This window comes from Nodosilinea sp. AN01ver1, from assembly GCF_050565655.1.
In the GTDB taxonomy this organism is placed as follows: Bacteria; Cyanobacteriota; Cyanobacteriia; order Phormidesmidales; family Phormidesmidaceae; genus Nodosilinea.
Map to the genome: position 1 here is coordinate 1 of NZ_JBNXVS010000095.1, position 7,436 is coordinate 7,436.

At 58.3% G+C, this 7,436-nt stretch carries 3 protein-coding genes and 1 pseudogene; 3 read left to right on the top strand and 1 reads right to left on the bottom strand.

What is annotated here, in order from left to right; all coding sequences use genetic code 11:
* Window positions 1–319 precede the first annotated feature (319 nt).
* The 3 genes and pseudogenes from ACQ4N7_RS29725 to ACQ4N7_RS29735 form a co-directional block, all read left to right on the top strand.
* A complete protein-coding gene (locus ACQ4N7_RS29725) occupies window positions 320–850 on the top strand; it encodes an EAL domain-containing protein (protein WP_430715038.1) in 531 nt (176 codons plus the stop codon).
* Between the two features lie 33 nt (window positions 851–883).
* A protein-coding gene (locus tag ACQ4N7_RS29730) for an IS630 family transposase (protein ID WP_430715039.1) occupies window positions 884–1,761 on the top strand; the annotation gives its coding sequence in 2 pieces (ribosomal slippage) (window positions 884–1,213 and window positions 1,216–1,761; 876 coding nt in all).
* A gap of 19 nt (window positions 1,762–1,780) precedes the next feature.
* Window positions 1,781–2,257, top strand: a pseudogene (locus tag ACQ4N7_RS29735) (EAL domain-containing protein); the annotation flags it as partial.
* 32 nt (window positions 2,258–2,289) lie between these two features.
* On the opposite strand, the gene ACQ4N7_RS29740 reads toward ACQ4N7_RS29735, so the two are convergent.
* Window positions 2,290–7,305, bottom strand: coding sequence for a strawberry notch C-terminal domain-containing protein (locus ACQ4N7_RS29740; RefSeq protein WP_430715040.1), 5,016 nt, complete (start codon window positions 7,303–7,305; stop codon window positions 2,290–2,292).
* Window positions 7,306–7,436: the final 131 nt, after the last annotated feature.

Below are 7,436 nucleotides of genomic sequence, written 5' to 3' on the forward strand. Positions count from 1 at the left end.
GGGTCACCGCTTGCGCGATACCGCGCTTTAAGCTCGTCGGCTGAAAAATGAGGTTCGAGATGGAGGGGTCTAGGCATTCCCTAATCCTACACCATTTCAGGGGTAGCCAAGTCGGATTTAGTATCAGGCAGTTTCTGCAAAATCAGCTCGTCGGTAATTGGGCCTCGGGTAATGCTGCCCCAGAGCTGATAGTCAACGAAGAAGATGCGGTTGGCTTTGGCAGCGGGTATTTCTCTAAAGACTGGAGTTTGGTTCCATTTTTCCTGGAGCTTTGTCTCGGGGTTGTAGAGTTCCGAGGCATCCCAGCCTCAAGGATGCCGTGCAGGACTTTCGCTTTGCCTGGGCGGGCAACACCTTCGCCGTCGGCGTCAGCATTGGCGTGGTGCCTATCAACCACCACAGCGACACCTTAGAGAACGTGCTAGCCGCCGCCGACACCGCCTGCTACACCGCCAAAAACAATGGCCGCAACCGCGTCCACGCCGTCCATCCCGACGATCAGACCCTGCTTCAGCAGCAGGGCGAATCCCGCTGGGCGGCGCGCCTCACCCAGGCCCTAGACGAGGATCGCTTTTGCCTCTTTGCCCAGCCCATTGTGCCGACTGCACTGGGGCCAGCCCAGGAACATCACTACGAGGTGCTGCTGCGCCTGCGGGATGAAACGGGGCAGATCATTCCGCCGTTGGCCTTTTTGCCTGCCGCCGAACGCTACGGCCTGATGGTTAAGATTGATCGCTGGGTGGTTAGCACTCTGTTTCAGCACTGGCCGCCCCACCCACCCCAGGCAGTCCCTGACCCCGCAGTGCCCACGGTCTATGCTATAGCTATGGCCAAGATAGTTAGGACGTAGACTAATGAGGGAGTCTCATGGTGAGCGAGTAACATGGCCAAACCCTACAGCCTTGATCTGCGTCAGAAGGTCATCAATGCGATAGAACTCGACGGGTTGAAGAAGAGTGAAGCCAGTGCGCTGTTTCAAATCAGCCGTAACACCATCGACTTGTGGCTGAAGCGCAAAGCGGCAACCGGATGCCTTGAACCAACCGTCAGGGTGGCCTCTACGGGTGAGGGGAAGATTCAGAACTGGGAAGCGTTTCGAGCCTTTGCGGAGCAGCATCGTTCCAAAACCCAGGCTGAGATGGCCGAGCTTTGGCCCAGCGATGTCAGCCGACGAACGATCTCACGGGCGCTGAAGCGGATTGGCTGGACGCGAAAAAAAAGACTTACGGCTACCGCCAGCGCGATGACGGCCAACGGAGCGCGTTTGTAGCTGAAGTTTCTGACCCTCAAGGACCGCAGTGGGTCTACGTCGACGAGTCTGGGATGGATGAGCGAGACCAGTATGGGTTTGGCTACTCGCCAGCAGGCGAGCGGTGCTATGACCTCAAGTCAGGACGGCGGCAAGGGCGCGTGAACATGATTGCCGGATACCGAGGGCATCAACTGATTGCTCCCTTTACCGTCGAAGGAGCCTGTAACCGGACGGTGTTTGAACTCTGGCTCGAGACCTGCTTGATTCCTGCTTTGCGGCCTGGGGATGGGGTGATTCTGGATAATGCCACCTTTCACCACGGCGGCCGGATTGTTCAGTTGATTGAGGCTGCAGGTTGTCAGGTTGTTTACCTGCCACCCTATTCCCCCGACCTCAACCGCATTGAAAAGTGCTGGGGTTGGTTAAAAAGCCGGATTCGCAAACTCCTTCCCCATGCCGACGGCTTACGAGCCGCTATCAAAATCGTGCTCAAGCAAGCCGCGTCCTAACTTAGATGGCCACAGCTATATCAACCTCTCCGGGGCCAGCCTCAACGACGACGACATGATAGATTTTCTGCGCCAGCAGTTTGCCTTATACCCCGTGCCGCCCCAGCAGGTGTGCTTTGAAATTACCGAAACGGTGGCGATCGCCAACCTCTCCAAGGCCAGCGACTTCATCCGCCAGCTCAAAGCCCTGGGCTGCCGCTTCGCCCTCGACGACTTTGGCAGCGGCATGTCGTCTTTTGCTTACCTCAAAACTCTGCCCGTGGACTATCTCAAAATCGACGGTGGCTTTGTCAAAGACATCCTCGACGACCGGGTAGACCACGCCATGGTCAAGGCCATCAGCACCATCGGCAGTGTCATGGGCCTCAAAACCATTGCCGAATACGTTGAAAATACTGCCATTCTGGATTGTATTACGACTATCGGCGTAGACTTTGCCCAAGGCTATGGCATTGGCCACCCCCAACCGCTGGTATGCACCTGCGACCCACCGTAACGCTATTTCCGTTCCCTAAAATCCTCCAGATTTCAACGCTCTAAGCCTGTCCCACATTGGTTGTGTCTTCGGAGAGTGATTTGATGGTTAGGCTGGCCTTCCCTTGACCAATCTTCTAAATCTCGTGCCATCGTTTGCTGAGCCTTGTCCGATAGAGTATTGCCTTTGACGACTTCCCGAGCAACCTCTGTTATTCGGCTCAAATACCTCTCTGGTCTCCCCAGTGCCACGGCTGCCCCATGCCATCCCCAGAGTTGACCCAACTCCGGGCGGCTCTGCTGCCACCCATTGCCGCCCCCCTCTGGATTGACCAACACCTCATTCCAGTCCTTCCCCTGATTCGGCGTTAGCCGCTCTATCCCCGGCACCTGCTGCGCCACCCGCCAGGCCATGGTCTCCCCTGCCACATCCGCGTCAAACGCTGCCGCTACCAGCCCCCCACTCCGCAGCACTGTCTTCAACGCTTCAGTTGGCACCCCTCCTGAGCCATCCGTCGAGAGATAAATCGACACCCCCTCCGGCCCCCGCTGCGCCCTGTCCAGCACCGCCAGCGACATCGCATCAATGGGCGACTCCACCAGCAGCACCCGGTTCACCAGCCCCCGCCCTGTGCCAATCCAAAACCATCCCTGGTCTCTAGCCGAGCCCGGCGCTAACCCGTGAAAGTGGTTTTCTTCTCCCCACGTCCCCCGCAAACTGGCCCCAATGACCTCACCTCGACTCCAGGTTTGGGCCTGCAACTGGTGGCGCAAAAACACGGCATTCTGATGGTCATCGGCAAAAATCAAGCCCCGCTCATTGAGCCGATCCACCAGCACCACCGGTAGCTTACGGGTTTCCACCAAATACTCCCACACCCCCGCCCAGCGATGTTCGTTTGCGGCGGGCACTGCCAACACCTTGGGCTCTCGCTCTTCAGTTTGGTTATGGGTCGCTACGTGAGCAGGCCGTTGAGAAAAATCCCGGCCCGATAGCCATTCCACCGCTTCCTTAAACTCCACCCCCTGCACCTGCATCACCAGGTCAATTGCACCCCGGCCCCCAGCATCGGCCAACCAGTCCATAAACAGCGGCCCACTGATGCTGATGATGTGGTCGCCATTGCGCCACTTATGCTTATCGTGGCGATCGCACTCCAGCCCCAAATGCGCCGCCACATCCTCTAAATCCGCCCCTCGTACCTCATCGGCAATCTTTTGCAGTGTTGGCCCCTGGACAGGTTTTACAGGTTTGGACTGAGGCAGATCGGGGGACAGTAAATCCTGTGGGGGCACCACTGCCGCCTGCTCCTGCTGCCATAGCGGATCTGCGCCAGGCCGTGGCCCTTGGCTAGTGGGAGCCCCTGTCCGAAAGGGTTCCACATCAAACAAGCTCTGCACCTGAAACTCAGGTTCTTCAACTCCTGGAGCATGAGCCACAGCTTCGGGCTCAGGTCGAGGTTGCTCCTCCACAACCAGGGCAGGCGGTTGGTGGGGGTGGACAGCGATCGCCCCCTCCAATTCCGCAATCACCACCTCCCCCTGCTGAGTCAACCTGTCCAAATACTTGTGCAAACTCTGCACCGGGAACCCTGCCACTCGTACCCGTCCGAGTTCCTTCGATCCAGACTCCATGCTGGTGCCAATCATCTCCAGATGCTCGATCAAGGGCCGAGCCCCGTCAAAAAACGCCTCATAGAACTGCTGATCCGGTGACTGCACCAGCACGATCGCATCGGGGTACTGGTTTTTCACCTCCAGGTATTGCCGCATATCACTCGGCATTTGCGATCGCTCATCCCCCGGTTCTTGCCCCACTGCGGGTTCTACCTGAGCCTGAATCTGGGCCTGAGCCGCCTTCGCAAACCCCTGCTGCACAATATTCTTGGAGAAAATCTGGGCAAAAGTGCGATCGGGCAGCCGCGACTCCCCACCCTGCAAACTCTGCACCGCCGTCTCCTTAAACTCGATGTGGCCCTCGCCCCGCACCCTAAATACCATCTCCGAGTCGATGAACATATCCCCGTTCTGGAGCAGGTAGTGGGTCAGGTACAACTCATCCCCCTGTCGCTCCACCACCAGCGGAATAAACGGCTCATTCTCAATCCGCAGGTGAAACTCCTGGGAGGTCATGATCTCCTGCTCAATTCCCGCATTCCTCAAAAAACGCAGAATCCGCTTCTCCAGTTGGCCCATTGGGGGCAGATTAGGTGCGGGTGGGGACACTGGAGCTTCAACCGCAGGTTTTTCCACGGCTGGTTCTGGGCGTGGCTGGCTTACAGCAGATGCTACCGCCTGAGCAACAATCGGGGGCTTCACCTCCTGTATCTCCACCTTCTCCAGCGTCGGCAACGACACCCCCAACAACTGCCGCGCCACCTCCTTAAACTCAAACGCTGCCAGGGTGTAGTTCCGCTGGTGCATCACCACTCCTAGCACCCGCTCCAGCCGCTCTGGGGGAATGACGACCTCCATGCGATCGGCCACCGAGTAAAAATCCGACCCCGCCGCCGCGATCAGTTCCTCATCCAGGTAGTACCGCCCGCCCGATTCCTTCGATTTCGGCGCTTGCAGAATAAATCCGTCTCCCGCCTGCTGCGGCTTCAGCAGCAACAACTCATCCAGCGTCTTTACTGTTCCCTGCCGGTTGGTCAGCTCCGTGAGGAACCGAAACACCTGCTGCGGCTCCTTAAAGGCCACCGGCTCCTTGGTCAGCTCCGACTCAATATCAAAGCCCTTGGGCATGATCAGCCCCTGGCAGACCTCGCCCCGGTAGTCGGTGTAGTTCACTAACTTGCCGTTGGAATACTTTTCAAATGCCTTGATCAGGTTGCCGGTGAAGATCTGCCGGTTAACCCGACCCGCCTCCTGCTGCATGTCGAACAGCGAATACACGCTGTTGCCAAACCAGTCCTCCGTTTGCACCGTGGCATCGATCGCCCCTGCCCGCCCCGTGTTGAGCTTCGACAACGGCACCGTAATCTGCCGAGCGGAATCCGCCACCAAAACCCTCAGCTTCCAGCGGTTGGGTGCTGCTGGGCTCCCCGAGCGTTTTTTGGCATCGGCCCCCGCCACTACGCCATAGAGAATGGTCTTGCTGGCAGGCGTCACCAACCGCAGCGGTGTCCCTGGCACGAACTGCTCTAATACACCCGAGACATGCATGAGCTGCTGCTCAATGCGATCGTTCAGTTTTTCAATCGCCTTGCTGTCTTGCTTTTGGGCGATCGCTGCCTGCCGGTAGCGGTTCGTCTGCGCTTCCAACTCGGTAATGATCGCCACCACTTGCTGCCTCGCCTGCGCGGCTACAGCATCCGGGTCGTGAGCCTCAACCGCCCCCACCTCCGCCAACCCCACCGACTCCCGCACTGCATTGATCGCCTGAAGCTGGGTCAGCGGTTTGCTCTCGCTCTTGGCCTCCACCATCTCCAAATACACCGGCCCCGTAAACTCGCTGGCCGTCTCGCTGTCATCGGCCATTACCTCCATCCGCGCCAGCGGCCTGGCCTCCAAATCTAGCTGATCCGCCTCCAAAATGTTCTCCCCCATGGCCCGCGCCTGATCCACCAGGTCGCAGTACTCCGACTCAATCAGGCTATAGACCGCTTCCTGTTCGGCAATGGGTAGCAGCGGAATCCGCCCCGTCACCCGCTTGATTAGGGCGATATCAGAAGCATCGTTCTCAGCCTTGGCGGCAGGGAAATCCAGCTTGGCATTCAGTTCCGGGTCATCCGACAACAACTCCGTCACCACCTGCTCGCCGTAGGGATTCATAAAATCCACCACGGTATTGAGAGAAATATCCGTCTCTCTCGCTGCCGTGGTGTTGGCATTCAGGCTCGCCATCTTGCGACAGAGGATTGCCCCTGGTCGCTTTTCAGCCGGAAGATCGCCCATCAACAGCGTGTAGGCGGGCAACGCCACCTGCCCGGTTCGATGCACCCGGCCCAGCATCTGCATAAACACGTTGATGTCCCGTTCCGCCTGGGCCACAATCATGTGGCGAGGTCGCTGGTCAGCAAACTTCTCCGAGGCGTGCAGCGAGATACCGGTCGAGCCCGAACAGTTGAGCAGAATGATATCGGCATCTCCAGCATTAAACCGGGCCACGGCATCGATCCTGCCCTTGGCTGTGGTTTCCTCCCCCAGCCGCACCTTGTAGGCCATGGATCCATCAGCCCAATACTCAATGCCCGCCGTCCGCCCCGTGACTTCAGTCACCCGGTAGCCTGCCCGCTCCAGTTGTTGCTCAATGTAGTCAATTGGGCTGATGGGAATGCCACTGAAGTCACTCTCGCGAATACAATCCAGGGCTTCTTCATAGGCCAGAACGGCATCGCCGCCGAGTTGGTCATCGCTGAGGCGCAGCCGAGTGGAGTGGCCCCGGTAGTCTGTCACCACCACATCTCTGGATCGCTCCAAATACCGCTCCAGCAGATCCCCAAAGGAGAGGCTCATTGCATCCCCCGGCGACAAGTCCTGAGACTCGGCATAGGCCTCGATGAAGCTGCCCATGGTGTTAGCCACTGTAATTACGGGCTTTTCACCTCGGTTCAGCGCCGCAATGGCTTCCTCCACCGTCGCATCCGCCTTTTGGGCCAGCAGCCCTTGCTCAATGCAGTTGTGCATCAGCGAGGTGAAGTTGGTACTCCGGGCTCCCACCTCGCCAATCGCTCCATCCTGTTTCAGGGCCTTCGCTTCCGCCTTGGCCTCATTACCAATCGCCTTCACCGCCTTCTGCTTGGCCCGATCAAAGTCTTTAATCGCCCTCATCGCTGCCGAGAAGTCATCGGCTACCTCCCGATCTACCGGGACGGTCTTGGCCTGAAAGGAAATGCCCTCATAGGAGCGCTCCCGCCTGAGCATTTGCCCGGAGGCGACAAACTTGCTGGCGACAATCTGCTGGAGCGGCACCCCACCCCGCGTCAGAATGTTCTCCAGCGCCGTCATACTGCTGACGCCCAGGCGTAGGTCAGTGCGCCGAGCATACAAGTCCATCACATCGGCTCGCTTGGCGTAGGTCGCCGACGAATAGAACACCCCTGACGACAGATCGATGAGTTCCCGCACAAAGTTATACTAAATCCGACTTGGCTACCCCTGAAATGGTGTAGGATTAGGGAATGCCTAGACCCCTCCATCTCGAACCTCATTTTTCAGCCGACGAGCTTAAAGCGCGGTATCGCGCAAGCGGTGACCCG